Raw genomic sequence first — 16,392 nt, forward strand, 5'->3', positions numbered from 1 at the left:
CCTAGAACAACTGACCGGTGCGCTCCTCGTCCGGCGGGACCACGCCGTAGTGCGCGAAGACTCCTTCCAGAAATTCCGACTGCCCGCCGTAACTCGGATGCCGGACCTGTAGCGCCTGGATGTCGAGATCGGCCAGCGCGAGCTGGGCGTCCCGGCCGATGGCCAGCACCGACCGAGGACGAAGGTTCTCCAGCAGCCATACAAGCAACGGTCGACAGGCCTGCCGTTCGGCGCGGCTATGACAACGGTTCGTCATCGGGTCGCCCGCCGCGTGCGGATGAAGCGGAAAGACGTTCCACAGGAAGACCGGCTTGCCGATCGTATCGAGCGCGTGCCAAATCACTCTCGCCGTGCGCTCCGCCATCGCGGGCCCTTTCGTCGAACGTCTGAGCCTGCTGCTACCGAGGAGTTTCGCGTGCGCGGCCAGGTGCATTTCGTCGGTGAGTGCGAGCCCTGTCCTTCGGCCGCCGCGATAACCGAGATCCCGCGCGATCCAGAGCGAGTCCACGCCGTGTTTGAGCGCCGCATCGAGCACGATCGCGAGGTTGCGGCGCCTGATCTCCGGAGCGTTGGTCTCGTCGAAGTCGAGACAGGCGTCGGCATAGGGATTAAAGACCGAATCGAAACGCAGTCCGGCCAGCGTCTCGACGAACGACTCTTTGGTGGTGGGAGATATCGCCGTCATTTCAGGGGCTCGAAAGTGATGGTGCGTTCGTTCAGATCGATCGTCACCGCGCCGCCGCGGTGTTGCCGTAGCTCCCTGAATATCCTGAACCCCTCGAGGATTGCACGTTCCCATTGCCAAAGCGGGCGATTTTCTACCTCGTATCCGCGGACGAGTTCGTGCACCGCCTTCAAAAGCCCGTAGTCGAGGCTGTTGACGTTCCGAAAATCCTTGTTGCGTACGCCGTGGTTGAAGATCCAGGTTGAGATGCCTTCCTCGATGATGCCGGCGCGGGCGCCATCCTCATTCTCGTCGACCTGGGGTCTGCTCTTGCGCTTGAGCTTCAACAAGCTTCGCAGCGTCGGCGACCAGCCGAGAACGGCGGCGAAGGCGAGATGGAACACGTCGTGGAAACGGTAGTCGTCGGGCTCCAGGCGATTGTCGGTGAGGCGACTGCCGATGTTCACGCCGTTGAGCTGCTGCACCACGTAGTCGCGACCGTCGACCTGCCGCTCGGTGAACACGAACTTCGCGTGCCTGGGTAGCTGTTCCTCCACGGGGTAGTCGGCGTCGAACAGATCGCCCCAGTCGGGTCGATCGGGCCAGCGCCCCAAGGCCTTCTCGACGTTGCGGCGAGCGGCCTCTTCCAGGCTGACTTCCGCGCCGTCGGCGGCGACGAGCAACGCCCGGAAGATCTCGACCAGATCGGCCGAAAGCACGTCTCGATTGTTTCCAATGCGGTCGCTGCTCCAATCCTCGAGCAGACGTCCGACGCGACCGGCAAGCGAAAGCAGCCGCCGTTCGACGGAATCAGTTGCGGTCGGCCCCTGAAAATTTCGTCCTGCCTGCTGCAGGTCGGCGAAGGTCGTGGCGCCCGACCTCCCGGCATAGTCCCAGTTGTCCAGCGACGCCGGCAGACGTTGGGCGATGGCGGAAAGGGGTATTTCGGCGCGCAATGCTGTGTTGGCGAAGTACCAGAGCGTGTCGCCGAGCTCTTCGAGTACTTCGTCGTGATAGGCGACAAACGCGTCTTTGTCCCGCTGTTTCTTCTTCAAGGCGCTGAGGAGCCCTCCGACCTCGCCAAATAGGCCGAGCAGCACGAATCCGATGCCTTCCGTTCCGGCCCTCGCGTTCCGGTCGGTCCGGGTGGTGAATTGCTGATATTCGTCGAGGCCGATCGGTTCGGCGTCGAACAGTGAATGCTGCGAGCGAAGCAGCGTAGTTCCATCGATCATTCCGGGTGTCCTTTGGTGCTCCGTGGGCTCCTGCGACCGACCGGAGAATCCCGAATTTCCTGATCGCCGTCCGGTTGTACTGTTCGGGACATGAGTTATAGATGAGGTCATGCCCGATCGCGCCATATTTCTTCACCTAACCGATGCCCACGTCTCTGCCAAAGGCGTGCCCCACGCGCGCGACGATATCAAGGTCGAGGTCCCGGGCCTGCTCGGCGGTACGCGTGAAGCGGCACTTGTCCACCTGTTTTCCCGCTTCGCCGAGCGGCTCGAAAAGGAGAAGCTTTCGCTCGACGGCGTCATATTCTCCGGCGACGCCCAGGAAAAGGGCGGCGCCGGCGGCCACGAGTTGGTGCTCGAGCTGATCCTGGACAAGCTCGGTCCCTTCGGGATCGTTCCGGGCAAGATCGTTGCCACGCCGGGCAATCATGACGTGCCTCAGGATTCCCTACCGAGCGATCCCGCCCGGTACGCTGCCTTCAACAAGGTGTGGCGGGATGCCGGCTGCATCGTGCCATGGCTGGACGGCATAGATACTGTTCCGCAGATCGCGCACCCGGATCGCCACCGGCTCGTCGCTGCGGATCTGAGCTGGGCGGTCTTTCCGATCAACACCAGCAATTGGTCGCATGTCGCCGCTGAACTGCCGGAGCCGTTGAGGAACGTCTGGAGCCGCATTCCTGAAGCGATGGCGCCGGGTGATCCCGACCAGGCCGCCAAGATCGGCCGCCAGCTCGCGAGCCTCGTGCGGTTCGACATGGCGCGCGTGTCCGACGAACAATTGGACGTGCTGCGTCGGCTGATGGCCGACACGGCCAAGCCGCCGGGCGGCCGGCAACTGCGCGTCGCGGTGATGCATCATCATCTGCGGTCTCCGTCGCTCCGCGAGGAGCTGAAGGCGTTCGCCGACATCTCGAATCTCGAGCACGTGCGCGCGATGCTGCGTGTCGGTGGCATTGACGCGGTCATCCACGGTCACAAGCATGAGCACGCGGTCTACTACGATCATGCCTACGCGGCCGACGGCGAAGAGGCGCAACGAATCCTCGTGATTTCGGGAGCGACGTTCGCGCATGGTAGCGAGCAGAACGCGATGCGTCTCGTCGACGTCGGCGGTCTTCCGCACGTTCCCGAGATATCGGTGCAGCCGCTACCCTTGCCGCGTTCCGGGTCCGACTGGCGTCCTGGGCCCGCCATCCGTCGTCGTCTCTGGGTCCAGCGCGAGCGCTCGGGGGCTCCGGTCCAGATCGTTCCGCATGCGCCTATCGTGATCGAGGGGTCCGATCTCGACGAAGTCTATGCGCGCGCGTGCGCCGCCGCCTCGGACGATGCGAAGCGCGCGACGCTGATCGTCCATCTCGACACGCCTTGGACGCGGAACGACGCGCTGCCGCTGCCGACCCAGTATCCGATGCCGACCGGGCACGACGACCCGCGCGACGTCTGGCTGCGAGATCTCGTAGGTTGGTGGCAGCGCGATCGCTCCCAATTGGAGCACCGCATCCCATACGTTCACGGCGCCCGGTTGCGTCGGTACGGAGGAAAGATCGACCAGATCAGGCGGATCATCGATCTCCTCAAGATGAAGGAGAGTACGCGCGCGCTTGCGATTCTCATCGACCCATTCCGCGATTTCAATCAGGATTTGACGCGCGAGGAATTCGCCTCGTTCTGTCTGGTCGAATTCCGCCGCCGCAACGAGGGTACGCGTACCGTCGTCGATGCGATCGCCTTCTATAGGGCGCAGGAGTTCGCGAGATGGTGGCCGATCAACATCGCGGAGCTTCGGCTGCTGCAGAACGAGATCTGTGAGGAGACCCGCTTCGAGCCCGGACGGATAACGACGGTCGCCGGCGACGCGCGCACGATAGCGAGATCTCCTACGCAGGTGGCGATGCCGATCGTGGACCGGTGGCTCGACCAGATTCCCGAGCGGCTGCATCTGCTGGCCGATGCGCTCGTGCATCGCCAGGTCAGGGGAGGAGCGCAGGAGAAGGCGGTCGCCGGTTGGCGATCAGCCTTGGCGGAGCTTCGAGCCGCCACCGATGCGTTCAATCCGGACGGCGTGCCGCTGGCGATCGAAGGCCTGGCCACGCTGGCCGCTTATATCCAGGCGAGCGCGGCCCTCGAGGATGACGAGGTGCTTGCGATGGCGAGCCGCCTTCGCGAACTCGCCGATCACAATCAGCAGTACGAGCGCACCAAGCGCGAAGCGTCCGATCACGCGCGTTGGTCGCAGACCGCTAAGCGCTATCTCGACGAGCTGGAGCAAATGACGAACGCCAGAACATCACTGCAGGAAGGATCGGCCTAGCGCGGGCGCGGCCGCGTGACATCGGCGAGCCGGTATCGTACGATGATGCGCGGGTCCGGCGTCAGATTCTCCGGTGCCCCCACCCCACACGAACTCACATACGCCAACCGATCCGAGGAGCGCCCTTTGTCAGCCGTTTTCCCCGATCTCGTCATCGTAATCCCCGGCCTCATCGGCTCCGTTCTAGAGAAGGACGGCAAGGCGATCTGGGGCTATACGCTCGGTGCGGCGTGGCGCGTCGTCGCGGGAGGTGCGCTGGATCTGCTCCAGCTCAAGGGGGGCGACGACGAACGCGATGATCTCGGAGACGGGATCACGGCGACCGGGCTGATTTCCGACGTACAGTTGATCCCCGGTCTCTGGAAGCTCGAGGGCTATTCGATCCTCGCCGAGAAACTGGTCGGCGACATGAAGCTGGTCCGGAACGAGAACTATCGCGAATTCCCATATGACTGGCGCCGAAACAACCGCGTGTCCGCGAAGAAACTTGCGGCTCTCGTCCCGGGCTGGCTGCAGGAATGGAGGGACAAGAGCGGAAATGCGCAGGCCAAGGTGATTTTCGTCGTGCATTCGATGGGCGGGCTCGTCGCGCGCTACTACATCGAATGCCTCGGCGGCTGGAAGACGACCAGGACGCTGCTCAGCTTCGGCACGCCCTATCGCGGTTCGGGAAATGCCTTGGGGTATATCTGCAACGGCTTCTCCTGGGACGTCGGGCCGTTGAAGGCTTTCGACGGGACCAAGGCGATCCGCTCCTTCGATTCCATCTACCAATTGCTCCCGACCTATCCTTTCGTCGACGTCGGCTCGACGGATCTTGCTCGAGTCGGCGATCTCGAGTTGCCGAATCTGGATCGCCGGCGCGCGTCTGCCGCTGCTGCCTTCCATCACGAGATAGAGACGGCTCAGGCTGCCAATGCGAAGGACGAAGCGTACGCCATGTCCGGACCCAAAGTGCGGCCGGTCGTCGGCATCGAACAGCCGACCTTGCAGTCCGCCAAACTCGACGGCACGACGTTGACGATGCTGCGGTCGCTGGGCGGACGCGATCTGAAGGGAGACGGCACCGTTCCGCGACCTTCGGCGATGCCGCTCGAGCTGACGCAGCAAAGCGCTGCCTACGTGGCGACGACGCATTCTGCTTTGCAGAGCGACGATGGCGCGCTGGGTCACGTGCGCGGCGTGCTCACGGAGGCCGACATCGACCTTTCGAAGTTCCGCGAGGTCGGAGTGGGTACCTTGGGTATCGACCTGCAGCACGCATATGCCGCGGACCGGCCCGTCGAGATATCGGCGGTCGCGTCTGACTACGTGCAGTCGATTCCCGGCCGGATCACGCGTCTCGACGCGGCGCAGCAGGAGACGGCGATCGCGCTGCGACCGGCCAGCGGCGACAAATATGTCGGTTCGGTCAAGCTTCCGGCTGGGCTCTATCGCATCAACCTCGCCGAGCAGGGCTTTCATCCCGTCAGCGACGTTTTCCTGGTCATCGAGGAATGAGGGCGGACACGGCGGATGCCTGAAACGATCTACTGGACCTGGTCGCTCGAACGCGGCGGAGAACCCGCGCTGACGAAAAAGCCGGACCTGGCGCAGGACGCGCAACGGGAGACCGACGAGCTGCATTCGGGACTGGTCTCGTTTCTCGATGCCTATTCTGGATCGATCTTCTATCTGAGCATTACGCGGTTCGAGGACCGGCTGCTTCGGGCCGAGGGCTCGATAGCGGCCGAACAGCGCTTACGCGACCTCAGGAAGCTGCTGCTCGATTTTTCGTCCCGACACGCTCTTCGCTTGGAGGACCGGATGATCGTGACGGCCCCGTTCCGCTCCGCGGAGCCGCTCGATGAAGCCTACGAATTCGGCCACGCCCGCCCGAAGACGAAGCTGCAGACGGAGACGATGGAGGCTGTGATCGCTCCATCGCCCGTGTCGGTCAATCGCTTTCCCGCGATACGGACCGACGACGTGCCGGAACGATCGAAGGCGTTCACCTTCGAGGTCGATCTGTCGACGCAGCGCGACGCGGGAACGAAGGGAGGCGAGGTGACGTTCGCCGACATTCCGGCAGATTGGTCGTCGTTGGACGTCGACGTGGAAGTGTTTTCGGCGGGTCTGTCGTTTGGCACAGGCGAGGAGCGCAAGCAGATCCGGATCATGCGTTCCGGCGACTCCGTGTCGGCGAAGTTCGAGGCGATAGTGCGGGCCGACGTGCCGCCGGAGACCACGACCGTCGAGATCGTCGCCATGTTCTCGCATGGCGGGCGCTTCAGCGGTGTCGCGCGCAAGACGTTGGCGCTCGCGGCTCCGGCGAAGCCCAAACCCAAGGCACCCGCGACGAGCGAAGCCGCATTGCAGTCGGGCGCCGTTGCTATCGTTCCCGGCGCGTCCGCACCCGAACTCACGATCAAGATCCTCGCCGTCGGCGGTGAAGGCAAGTATCTGTGGAGCCTGGAAGCTCCGAAGGTCAGGGGTGTTGGACCCGCATCGTGGTCGGGGGTCTCAGATATCGGCGGATCGACGGCCGATTTCGCGCTTACTTTGCTTAAGGAGTGTCCCCGCCTGAAGCCGGGGCAGCACGCGAGCGTCCTTCAAGGCATCGGCGAAGGCATCTGGGGCGCGACGCCGAAGGCCTTCCGCGAGCTATATCTTCAGCTCCGCAAAAAACTCGGCCCTGGCTTCCCGATTCAACTCGTGACCGACGAGCCGCACGTACCTTGGGAGATGATGCATCCCGACCGGGACGCTGGCATCGACGACGCCGATCATCTCTTCATGGCTCACCCGATCAGCAGGTGGTTCATCAGTTCGGAAGGCCGGATGCCGCCGGCCTTCAAGCCCGGATCGATCGCGAGCTTCGTGCCGGACTACACAGACGGCACGGGACTGCCCGCTGCGGTCGACGAAGGAAGCTGGCTCGTCTCGAATCTTTCCGCCGTCGCCATGGAGGCCACCTACGGCGCCTTCACGAGATTCTGGGGAGCCGGGGCGCCGAGCGAGCCGGTCGCCGTGCTTCACTTCGCCGGTCACGGTCAGGCCGAAGATGCGGCCAATGCGAAGCTGAAGCTGCTGGACGGATGGGTCTACAGCAACGAGGTCAACAGCAAGGTCAAGTTGGGCGAGAGGTTCGGGACCTTCATGGTCATCAATGCCTGCGAGGTCGGCGCGTCCGACTATCGACTCGGATTGATCTCGGGGTGGGCCGCACGTCTCGCCGATCAGGGCTTCGGCGGAGTTCTCGCGCCGCTCTGGGCGGTGCAGGACGAGCACGCCTCGTCGGTCGTCAGGGACTATCTTCGGGACTTCGTCGGGGGATATCCGATCGGCCAAGCCATGCTCAAGGCCAGGGTCGCCTATCGCGACAAGTCTTCGACGCCGTACGCCTACGTCTGCCACGGAGACGTCATGGCGGCCATGGTGAAGCCCGCGACGTCCTGATCAGGTGGAGACCGGCACCGGAGCGCCATCGACTAGTACGCCCGCCGGGATCCGGCTGCTGACGTCGACCATGAGGTCGCCGCTCGTCTCCGGCGTCCGGATCGAGACGATCAGCGAGAAGCGCACCGGCCGTTCGTAGTTGTCGAGCTCGGTCATGTCTCCCCACCATCCCCTGATCGGAGCGATCGATATGCCGTCTCGCTCGGCCAACCGATACGCGGGACCGCGCCAGATGTCCTGCACGAGCGTGCCCCTCTGGATGAATGCGGACAGCAGCCACCCGTCGTCCTGTGCCGGCACCGGGCTCGCGGCAGGGCCGTCGTTGGGCGCGAAGAGGTTGAAGCGGGATTGCGCTCGCCCGTGACCTTCGCCAAATCTTTTGACGTCCATCTTCAGCCGGTGCGAGGCGTATCGTTCGTTCGCGCGATCTCTCGACGCGGCGTGGGGATCCGGCTCGACGAAGTAGGACAGCGTGCATCGAAGCTCCGTCGGCGTGCTGCCGAGCGCTCTCAACACGTCGGTGGGCCATGGAAGCCTGAAGTATTTCATCTGCCTAAGTCGCACCGGCTGCAGGGCCCCGCCCTTCGTTGGCCTCTCGTAAGGATAAAGTTCATCTTCCGCGATGAGCGTCAGCGCGTTCGATGTGCTCGAGAACAACCTCTCTTCGTTCGGGACGCCCCATCCGAACCGGTCGAGGATGGCGCGCCATGCGTCGAGCTCGCTAAGGCCGGATCTGGCGAGAGATTTCTGATGCTCGATCATGATCGGCGTCCATTCGGCCGAGTGGACGATCAGGCCGCGAACGGTCTCCATCCTGTAGCTCGGATAGCGGTTCATCAGTCTGGCACCTAAGCCCGACGCCAACGCGGTCGCGGCACTCGTCTCGCAACACATGGCCAAGGGATTTGCGGGCGCATCGCGTGAAGTCGTCATCACGAGGTGGTCGGGCGACGGCTGGGCGTAGAGGCCGGGATCCTCAACGTAGAAGTTGCCGCCTTCCATCACGATGTCGGGCTTCGACGCGTGCGAGCCGGGCCAACTCGCCGCCGTCCTCGACGTCGGCATCAGATCGCCCGTCGGCGCCAGAAGCGTATTGCCGTGCTCCTTCAGGCTCACCGCGCCGACGGACAGCGCGTTCAAGGCCTGTGCCGGCGATTCGATGCCGTAGGCGGCGTTGCGATCGGCGTAGTCCGCGACGAGATAGGGTTGTGTCGCGGTCCTGCGAACGTTTCCGACCGCGGCGCAGAACAGCCGTGTGGCGACGCCATCGCCGTAAGCGAGCTTGTCGAGCACGGCCGAAGTGCTTGTCGGTCGTCCGTCGTCGGCTTCACCTTGCGCCGTCTGAGCCAGGCAGAAGATCCGCGGGTGCGGTTCTTTCTCTACGATTTCGACGGCCCGTTGCATCGCGTCGCGTGCCGGAATGTCGCCGGGAGGCTGCGGTGCGGTCACCACAACGGATTCGAGGCCGGCCTGCAGCACGACCGGCGTTGTGGATCGCGCGATATCGGAGAGATCTCCGTAAAGCGCGAGTCCCGCCATCTTCGTGCCGTGCCCCTGCCTGTCGGTCGTTCCCCATGCGGCTTCGACGGTGTAGCACTTGTCTGCGGGCAGCGACCGTTCCAACAAGGTGTGGGCTCGATTGACTCCGGTGTCCAACATCGTGACGCGGGGGGCGCCCGGCCAAGCCGGAAGAACGCGACTCGCGATTTCTTCGACCGTCTTGGCCTTCTGCTCCGGCATCAAGTCGAAGAAGTCGGCGACAAAGGACGATGCACTGCGCAATTCGACGATCGCGGCGCTGCTCTGCACGACGCGCTGCAATTCTTCCGGTGACGCAAGGACGTTCCGGATCACGACTTCCACAAAATCGGTGGGGCGACCGATCTGCTCCAGACCAAGTCGCCCGATCGCGTTGGTGAACGAGTCCTGAAAGCCCTTCCGGGTCCATACCTCCCACTTGGTCCTCCCGATGGACCTCGGATAGCGTTCCAACGCATCGGTCCACAGGTCGCGAAGGGTCGTCGTCCTGATCGACGCGCCGCTCTCGAACAGCCTGAAGTTTCTCGGCCGTCTTTCGGTCTCCCACTCCTCGTGATCGTCGCCTTGCGCCGCGCGGTCGTCCTCGTCGTCCGTCCATTCGGCATAGCGGTCGAGGTTGTTGCGTAGCGATTTCAAGGCGGTCTTGGTGACGAAGAAGGTGGCTTGATCCACGTTTTCGCCGAAGCTCCGGACGTCCTCCGGGACGCGTCGTACGTTGAAGAGCTTGAGCCCGCGGGTCATCGACCGCGCCGTTCCGACGTCCAGCGCGATCCTTGGGCGAGCCGTCACGGTGACGGGAATGCCGCGTTCCGATGATCTGACGCCTTCCTCGCCCTGAGCGGCCAGATAGGCATCCATATCGGCCACGGCAGAATCGAGGCTGGAACGGAGGACGGCCGCATGACCTGGTCTGTCTTCTACGGCAGGAATGGCTTTGGCGCTTCCGCCGCCGGGCGTCCTGAACCGTCCTGAGGCTTGTCCTAGCCCCCGAAGGAGAAGGTGTCTGTAGAGCTGAACTTCGGCCATCGATTCGGCGTCCCGAACGGACCGACTCGATTCGGCCCTTATTCGTAGTGGATCATACCCCGGTCCTGCAGGGCCTGAAACAGGACTTCGGACGTGAGCCGGCCGGCGTGGTCGAGGACGGCATCTCGGGCGGCATCTTCGGAAGCGGCGACCAGATCCGCCTGGCTCAGGCCTTGGGCGGCCTGGTCGATCGAAGACCAGTTCAAAGCGTCGACGTCGAATTGCAGCAGGTTATTGCGCAGCACCTGGCGTGCCTCCTCGACCGTCGGTTTTGCGTATCCCAGGACCGCATCGAAGCGCCTGAAGATCGCGGGATCGAGCAGCGAGCGATGGTTGGTGGCGGCGATGATCACGCTGCCGGACTGATCGTCTTCGAGGAACTGCAGGAAGGAATTGAGCATGCGGCGGGCTTCGCCGATGTCGTTGTCGGCGCCACGTCGCGATGCGAGCGCGTCGACCTCGTCGAAAAGGTAGACGCCGCGGATGGTGTGCATGGCGTCGAAGATCAGGCGCAGCTTCGCCGCGGTCTCGCCCATGAACTTGGTGATGACGCCGTCGAGCAGGATCGTAAACAGCGGGAGCCTCAGCTCTCCGGCGATGGCCGCGGCGGTCATCGACTTGCCCGTGCCGGGCGGTCCCGAAAAAAGAAACTTTCTTCTTGGCCCGAGGCCCCGCTCCTCGAGGGCGCTGCTTTCCCTATGCTCGCGAACGAGGCGTCGGATCTGCCGGCGCAAGTCGTCGCCGAGCACGACGTCGGCGAGATGGATCTCGGGGTATGTGGCCCGCACGAGGCCGGCCAGTTCGCCGCGCGGCGCACCTATCGGTATCGGCCGGTTCGGGCGGGCCGCGATGGACTTTCGCGCGTTCTCGACGATGAGCTTGATCTCGTCGGCGACCTTTGTCTTGCCCGAGCGGTTCGCGTCGTCGGCGATGTGCTCGGCGATGGAGAGAAACTGTTCGCTGTCTCCCGCGGCGTGACTGCGGATCATCGCGATGACTTGTTTAGAACTGGTCATGCATCCCTCCGTGCGCCTTTGGTGCGTACTGCCAGCACGGTCCTGAGCGCGCCCTCGACCTCGGGCATCATATCGGCAAATTTATGCAATATAAGCAACGGGTCTTCTGATGAACTCGGCGAACGCGCTTCGTCCGAATGGGCTCCTGATGTAATGCCGGCTTTCAGCAGCGCGTGGGCCTTTTCGGCCATATCCGGCGAAAAGGCCTGCTGACTTATCGAGCGGCTCAGAGTGGAGGGATCGACATTCATCAGCTTCGCGACCTTTCGCAGGCTCGCACCGGCGCGCCTGCGCTCTTCTTGGAGCAGGTGGATTAAATCATCGTGTGCGCGTCGCTTCGGTCGGCCTCGCATGATGCATATATTGTGTATATTGCATTTGCCTGCAAGTCATTTCTTTCGCAATTGGAATGGGGGGCGGAACGATCCGCAGACGCGTTCGCTGCGTCTGTTCTCGACGCCGAGTGGTGGGGCCGGTGCGCAGATCGCCACAGTCGGCCTCCGCGTCGAGCATTCCTCGAATCCGTTCGCTGCCGGCGGGCTACGGCTCCGTTGCGACTCGGATGTCCTCCACGACCTGAGTGAACGTCGATGCCGGTCGCGTCGCCATGCCCACGACTTCACCCGTCAGAACAAGTCGCAGCGCTCTGCCGTCGCCTTCCGCAGTGCCGCAGATCGGCAGCTTCGTTTCTGTCTCGGTCTCTTTGGTCGGCTGCATCCCTTTGGTCTCCTTTTGGATCCGCCTCGTCGGGCGTTCCCCAACGCGCTTCGTTCGGCGTTAGCTGGGCCCGGCTTGAGCCATCGCCGCAGCGTCAGACCGCTCGCCATCGATGGGAGGCGGTTTCGCCACGGCGTATCTCTTGATGAGCACCATCGCCTTTCGCCCGAATTGGAACCCGTGCCGGTCCATCAGTCGGCGGTGCCGATCGTCGTTGGTCTCGTCGGGATCGCCGCCGTCCCATTCGCGCAGCACGATGTCGCATCCTTCCACATGGCGGCGGTGTCGATCCCGCTGCTTGGCGGTTTTCAGCCCGACCTCGGTCGGAAAGGCCATCTTCAGGGCGCTGATCTGGGTCTCCTTCAATCCGAAGAGCTCGGAGGCCTCCTCCGTGGTGAGGATGCGGCGGTTGAGGAGTTCGGCAGCCTTCGGAAAGTGAGCGCGGATGGCACGGTCGACGTCCGGAAGCCGCTCCTTGCCGGCTCGCGCAAGCCCGAGTGCCAGCAGCTCGGCGATGAAGCTGCGATCTTCGGCCGTGGAACGCGGCCGGCGCCGCCGCGGCCGCCGCCGTCGCGCCGCCTCCTTTGCTCTCTGCGCCTCCTTCTCGTCCATCGTCATGTTCAAGCTTGCGAGAAGGGTCGCGAGCCCGGACAGGGAAAGACGCAGCAATTCGGTCGCCTGCACTCTCGGCAGTACCCCGCTCTCGATCAACGACAGGAACTCTTCCTTCCTCGGCTCCAGCAAGGCTTCGATGGCAGGCACCCGGAAACGGGAGACGGGAAGTTGCTGCGTCAGTAGCCACGCGACGAATGGGTGATCGGTGCCGAGACGCGGAGACTTGGGTTGACCTTTCTGGGACGCCTGCGTCCGCAGCTTGTCGGGCAGGCTCGTTCCCAGGCGACGGGCGAGTTCGAGGGCGTAGTGATCGTTGCCGAGGGCGCGGGGCAACGCGCCGCCAAATGGATCGCGGTCCTCCATCATGTGTCGGAGTTCGGCGATCGGAGCGCTCGCCGTCGTCACGTCAGGATCGCCGTCCTTGAAATAGCGGAAGACCTCCTCGTCGCCGGCGTCGAGCGCGTCGAGCGCGAACTTGGCCAACATCGCCTTGATCGATCTGGGCAACCCGAGATGCCTATCGAGCTTGGGAAGGGAATCGCCGAAATAGAGCGGACCGAGCGGAGAGCCGGTGGCGGTCTGTAGGAGAGGGGCGTTGGGCCGCTTGTCGAGCGATTGGGCCATGTGCCGTTCGACCGCGATGCGGATCGGGGCCGTCACCGGGATGACGCGCCTGACGTTGCGCGAGGTGATGACCATGACGTCCTTGGCGCCGGGGCGGAAGTGCTTGCGCTTCATGCGCAGCAACGGCTTCACACCGGTTCTGGCGAGCCCGAGCAGCGCCACGATGGCGACCATGCGGACCGTCTCGAACGGCCGCCATCCGACGCCGAGGTAGAAGCCGAGGCGCAGCAGCATCACGATGTCGCCGGCAGAAAAATCCGGACCGGCGAAGATCGCCGGTCCGGAGTTCGTGGTATCGGTCATGCTGCTCTCTCTACCGCGGCAACGGGCCGCCGAGACGGGGATGGGCCTGAGACGGCGAGATCTTCTTGAGGGCGCGCAGCCCCACGTTCTCCAGGCTCCAGGCGACGGTCGAACCGGACATCCAGAACGGCCGCAGGTGCGTGTAGTTGTTGAAGAGCGTCTTGTAGGTGGTGCTGAAGGTCTCCATGAGGGCCGGCGCCGGCATGCCGGCGTAGGTCATGAGTGTGACCGCGGTGTGCTTGAGCATGTGCGGCCGGAACCACGGGATGCCGGCGTTGCGGGCGACGTCCTTGAACGGGTAGGACATGCTCGCCTTGCGCGGATTGCCGTGGCGGTCGTGCACGACGTACTTGAAGCCGCGCTTGTCGTCGAGGCGCTTCCACTTGCGCGCGCAGCGCTCGAGCGAGGGGTGCAGCTTGGAGGGCAAGGCCTCCTTGTGCGTCAGCGGCTCCGTCTGCCCCGACCTGACCACCAAGCCGTTGACGAAGTCGATGTAACCGAAGTCCGGCGAGTGGTGCCAGCGGACCCGGAGGTTCTTGGTGTGGCGGAGGCCGTACAGGTAGAGGACGATGAAGCGCTCGACCATCTCGAAGTCGGCGCGCTCGTCGGGGGGCAGGCGGCGCGGCACCCACTTGATGGTGCCGTCCTCCAGCGTCACCGCGTCGCGCAGCAGGTTACCGTCTTCGTCGAAAAAGTAGCCGCGCGCGGCGAGCAACAACGCCATGAGCTGGTACCAGGTGATCCAGCGCTTGGCCTTCTTGACGTTCTTGGGCATGACGAACGTCTTGACCGGCTTGCCCCACTTCTGGGCGTGGTAGCGCAGCATCTGACGCAACGTCTTCAGCTGCTTGATCGCCGTCTCGAGCGACACCTTCCCCGGGCCGGGGTTGTCGGGCGAGCAGGTCTTCTTCGGCTGGTTCGTGCGGAAGTTCGCGTAGTCGATGCCGATGCCGCCCATCGGGGAGCGGAGCTTCAGCATCTTGAGTTCCGGAAGCTCGCAGAGCTGTGCGCCGTGATCGCACAGCTCATCGTAGCGCTTGCCGGACGCCTCCTTCATCGCCTCGCTCGTCGGCTCGTGATCCTCGAGATACTCGTCGATGACGTCGCCGATCGTGACCTCGGGGTCGCAGAACTCGGCCAGCGCGTTCATGCGCCGGCGGTAGTTGTAGTCGTCGAGCTTGGCGAGCGCGCGCTCGTTCTTCCTGTAGTCCTCGCCGGGGCGGGGGCGCACGCCCGTGCTGGCGGCGTACTCGCTGCCGTGCATGATCACGATCATGGACTTGTAGTCACCCTTCTTGTTGCGGCGGGTCCGCAGGCCGAGGGTGGGCTCGCCCACGTCGGGGCCGGGCTTGTTCTCGTCCTTCAGCGTGTCGAGCTGGGCGACCACCCGCACGCCCGCGTGGTGCAGGTGGGCGTCTTCGGGACGGTTGTAGATGGCCGCGCGGATCAGGCGGGAAACCTCGACGGCATCCAGCCACTTGGGCTTGGCCTCGGCCGGCGCCGGCGCGCTCTCCGACAAGGCCGGCAGCTCGGCCGCCGACACCGAGACCGGCGACGTGATGTGGGGGGTATCTTCGTTCTGCAGCGACATTCCGTTTGATCCTTTCCAGGGACTGTGATTCTGATAACCGTGCTGAATTAGCGCGACATAATTAGTTGCATATAGGCTGCTAATGATGGTTAGCAGACACTATGCGACTAATCGAGTCAAGGAGGATCTTCGACGTGGTTAATGATGAGACAGAACGGCGCTTCGCCGCCCGAATGCGGGAGGCTCGTGAGGGAGGACAGCCTTGGTTCGTTCTAGGGGCTCTCGTGAAGGAGGCTTTGGACGCCGCGCCCGATGACGCAGCCGTTGCAAGGATTCGCCTGTTAGGTGCCGAGGCCGCGCAGCTGTCCTCCGGAGTGCTGCGCCGGTTCGTGTCCTTGCTCGACCGACTGCAGGCCATTGCCTCGATCGAAGGACTCGATGTCGAGGCCCTGACCTCCCCGGTCTTCAATGCCGCGGAGGTTGCCGTCCGAATCTACGACCGCAACCCGGAGGTCGGGCTGCAGGCGATCCGCGACCTAAAGGCCGGTCAGACGACCCTCGTGAAGCTGCGCGAACTGCTGAGCACGGTGCCAGCCAAAATGGCCCCGCGCGATCTGGCGGAAGCCTCGAACGACGGGCCCCCGGCGAAAACCGCCGGCCAGCTCTTCACGGACCGGCTTTACGCCCGTCACGCGTCGATGGAAGATGCGATCGGGCGCACCTCCATGGTGCCGCCCGGTGCCATGACGGCAAAGCGGCGCAGCACCAGCTTCGTGCGCACAGGGAGCGGCAGCCTGGAAATCGTCACCTCGGTGTCCAACTTGGAGAGGAAGGTGCACGCTGCCGCCGAGCTGCTTGTTTACGAGAACGACGAGGTGTCGTCCTTCGAACGTCACTTCCCGGCGTTCGCCCTCCTTGCGACGCTATACCCGGCCTTCTACTTGGTTTTTTCGCCCGTCACTCCTCCGCAATACGTCGAGGCGGCGCTGCGGCTCGTTGATCAGTTCGGCATCAGGTCGATCGGTATCTGGAGGACGACCGACGGTGGAGAGGTCGAGCGGCTGCTCGATCCTTCGGGTCCGCCTGAGCCAAACCGGATGGATCGCTACGGTCTGTTTTTTCCGCCGCGGCGAAGGGTTCGGCGGGTGGTGCAGACGGAGACCGAGCGCGTGGTATTCGATGTGCTGCAGGTGCCGGACGGCGGCGACCAGAGCAAGTAGGGCTTAGGTCCGATCCCGTCCGGTCTCGCCCTGTCTGCCGACCAATTCCACCACCATTTTCCCAGACAATCGGTTCTGATATCAAATAAAATACTTATTTTTCAGACATTTAGGCTCGTTGGCTTCCCTGCGCCGTACACCCGCCAAACC

Annotated in this window: 12 protein-coding genes; 4 read left to right on the forward strand and 8 right to left on the reverse strand. The window is 63.8% G+C overall.

Annotated features, from left to right (window positions below; all coding sequences use genetic code 11):
- Position 1 precedes the first annotated feature (1 nt).
- A complete protein-coding gene (locus ACVWZ4_RS14070; RefSeq protein WP_456790173.1) occupies positions 2 to 685 on the reverse strand; it encodes a uracil-DNA glycosylase in 684 nt (227 codons plus the stop codon).
- On the reverse strand, positions 682 to 2,025 hold the full coding sequence (locus tag ACVWZ4_RS14075; RefSeq protein WP_456790174.1) for a pyrophosphatase: 1,344 nt from the start codon (positions 2,023 to 2,025) through the stop codon (positions 682 to 684). Before ACVWZ4_RS14075 ends, ACVWZ4_RS14070 begins: the two co-directional genes overlap by 4 nt.
- On the opposite strand from ACVWZ4_RS14075, the gene ACVWZ4_RS14080 reads away from it, so the two are divergent.
- The 3 genes from ACVWZ4_RS14080 to ACVWZ4_RS14090 all read left to right on the forward strand — a co-directional run bounded on the left by ACVWZ4_RS14080 (position 2,009) and on the right by ACVWZ4_RS14090 (position 7,651).
- Positions 2,009 to 4,213: a metallophosphoesterase gene (locus ACVWZ4_RS14080; protein ID WP_456790175.1), complete on the forward strand. Its 2,205-nt coding sequence runs from the start codon at positions 2,009 to 2,011 to the stop codon at positions 4,211 to 4,213. The genes ACVWZ4_RS14075 and ACVWZ4_RS14080 overlap by 17 nt on opposite strands.
- A gap of 126 nt (positions 4,214 to 4,339) precedes the next feature.
- Complete coding sequence (locus ACVWZ4_RS14085) at positions 4,340 to 5,713, forward strand: esterase/lipase family protein (protein ID WP_456790176.1); 1,374 nt, start codon at positions 4,340 to 4,342, stop codon at positions 5,711 to 5,713.
- A gap of 15 nt (positions 5,714 to 5,728) precedes the next feature.
- Complete coding sequence (locus tag ACVWZ4_RS14090; protein WP_456790177.1) at positions 5,729 to 7,651, forward strand: CHAT domain-containing protein; 1,923 nt, start codon at positions 5,729 to 5,731, stop codon at positions 7,649 to 7,651.
- Here the strand turns inward: ACVWZ4_RS14090 and ACVWZ4_RS14095 are convergent, their stop codons facing one another.
- The 6 genes from ACVWZ4_RS14095 to ACVWZ4_RS14120 form a co-directional block, all read right to left on the reverse strand.
- Positions 7,652 to 10,048 carry a S8 family peptidase gene (locus ACVWZ4_RS14095; protein WP_456790504.1) on the reverse strand — a complete coding sequence of 799 codons (2,397 nt, stop codon included), beginning with the start codon at positions 10,046 to 10,048 and terminating at the stop codon, positions 7,652 to 7,654. It lies immediately after the preceding gene.
- Positions 10,049 to 10,254: 206 nt separating this feature from the next.
- Positions 10,255 to 11,232 (reverse strand): AAA family ATPase, encoded by a 978-nt coding sequence (locus tag ACVWZ4_RS14100; protein ID WP_456790178.1) that lies wholly within the window; start codon positions 11,230 to 11,232, stop codon positions 10,255 to 10,257.
- On the reverse strand, positions 11,229 to 11,483 hold the full coding sequence (locus ACVWZ4_RS14105; protein WP_456790179.1) for a hypothetical protein: 255 nt from the start codon (positions 11,481 to 11,483) through the stop codon (positions 11,229 to 11,231). Before ACVWZ4_RS14105 ends, ACVWZ4_RS14100 begins: the two co-directional genes overlap by 4 nt.
- 289 nt (positions 11,484 to 11,772) lie before the next feature.
- Positions 11,773 to 11,949, reverse strand: a complete 177-nt coding sequence (locus ACVWZ4_RS14110; RefSeq protein WP_456790180.1) for a hypothetical protein — start codon at positions 11,947 to 11,949, stop codon at positions 11,773 to 11,775.
- Between the two features lie 60 nt (positions 11,950 to 12,009).
- Complete coding sequence (locus tag ACVWZ4_RS14115; RefSeq protein ID WP_456790181.1) at positions 12,010 to 13,491, reverse strand: hypothetical protein; 1,482 nt, start codon at positions 13,489 to 13,491, stop codon at positions 12,010 to 12,012.
- A gap of 10 nt (positions 13,492 to 13,501) precedes the next feature.
- On the reverse strand, positions 13,502 to 15,082 hold the full coding sequence (locus tag ACVWZ4_RS14120) for a hypothetical protein (protein WP_456790182.1): 1,581 nt from the start codon (positions 15,080 to 15,082) through the stop codon (positions 13,502 to 13,504).
- 224 nt (positions 15,083 to 15,306) lie between these two features.
- On the opposite strand from ACVWZ4_RS14120, the gene ACVWZ4_RS14125 reads away from it, so the two are divergent.
- Positions 15,307 to 16,242, forward strand: a complete 936-nt coding sequence (locus ACVWZ4_RS14125; protein WP_456790183.1) for a hypothetical protein — start codon at positions 15,307 to 15,309, stop codon at positions 16,240 to 16,242.
- Positions 16,243 to 16,392 lie beyond the last annotated feature (150 nt).

Source organism: Bradyrhizobium sp. USDA 4472 (genome assembly GCF_054058595.1).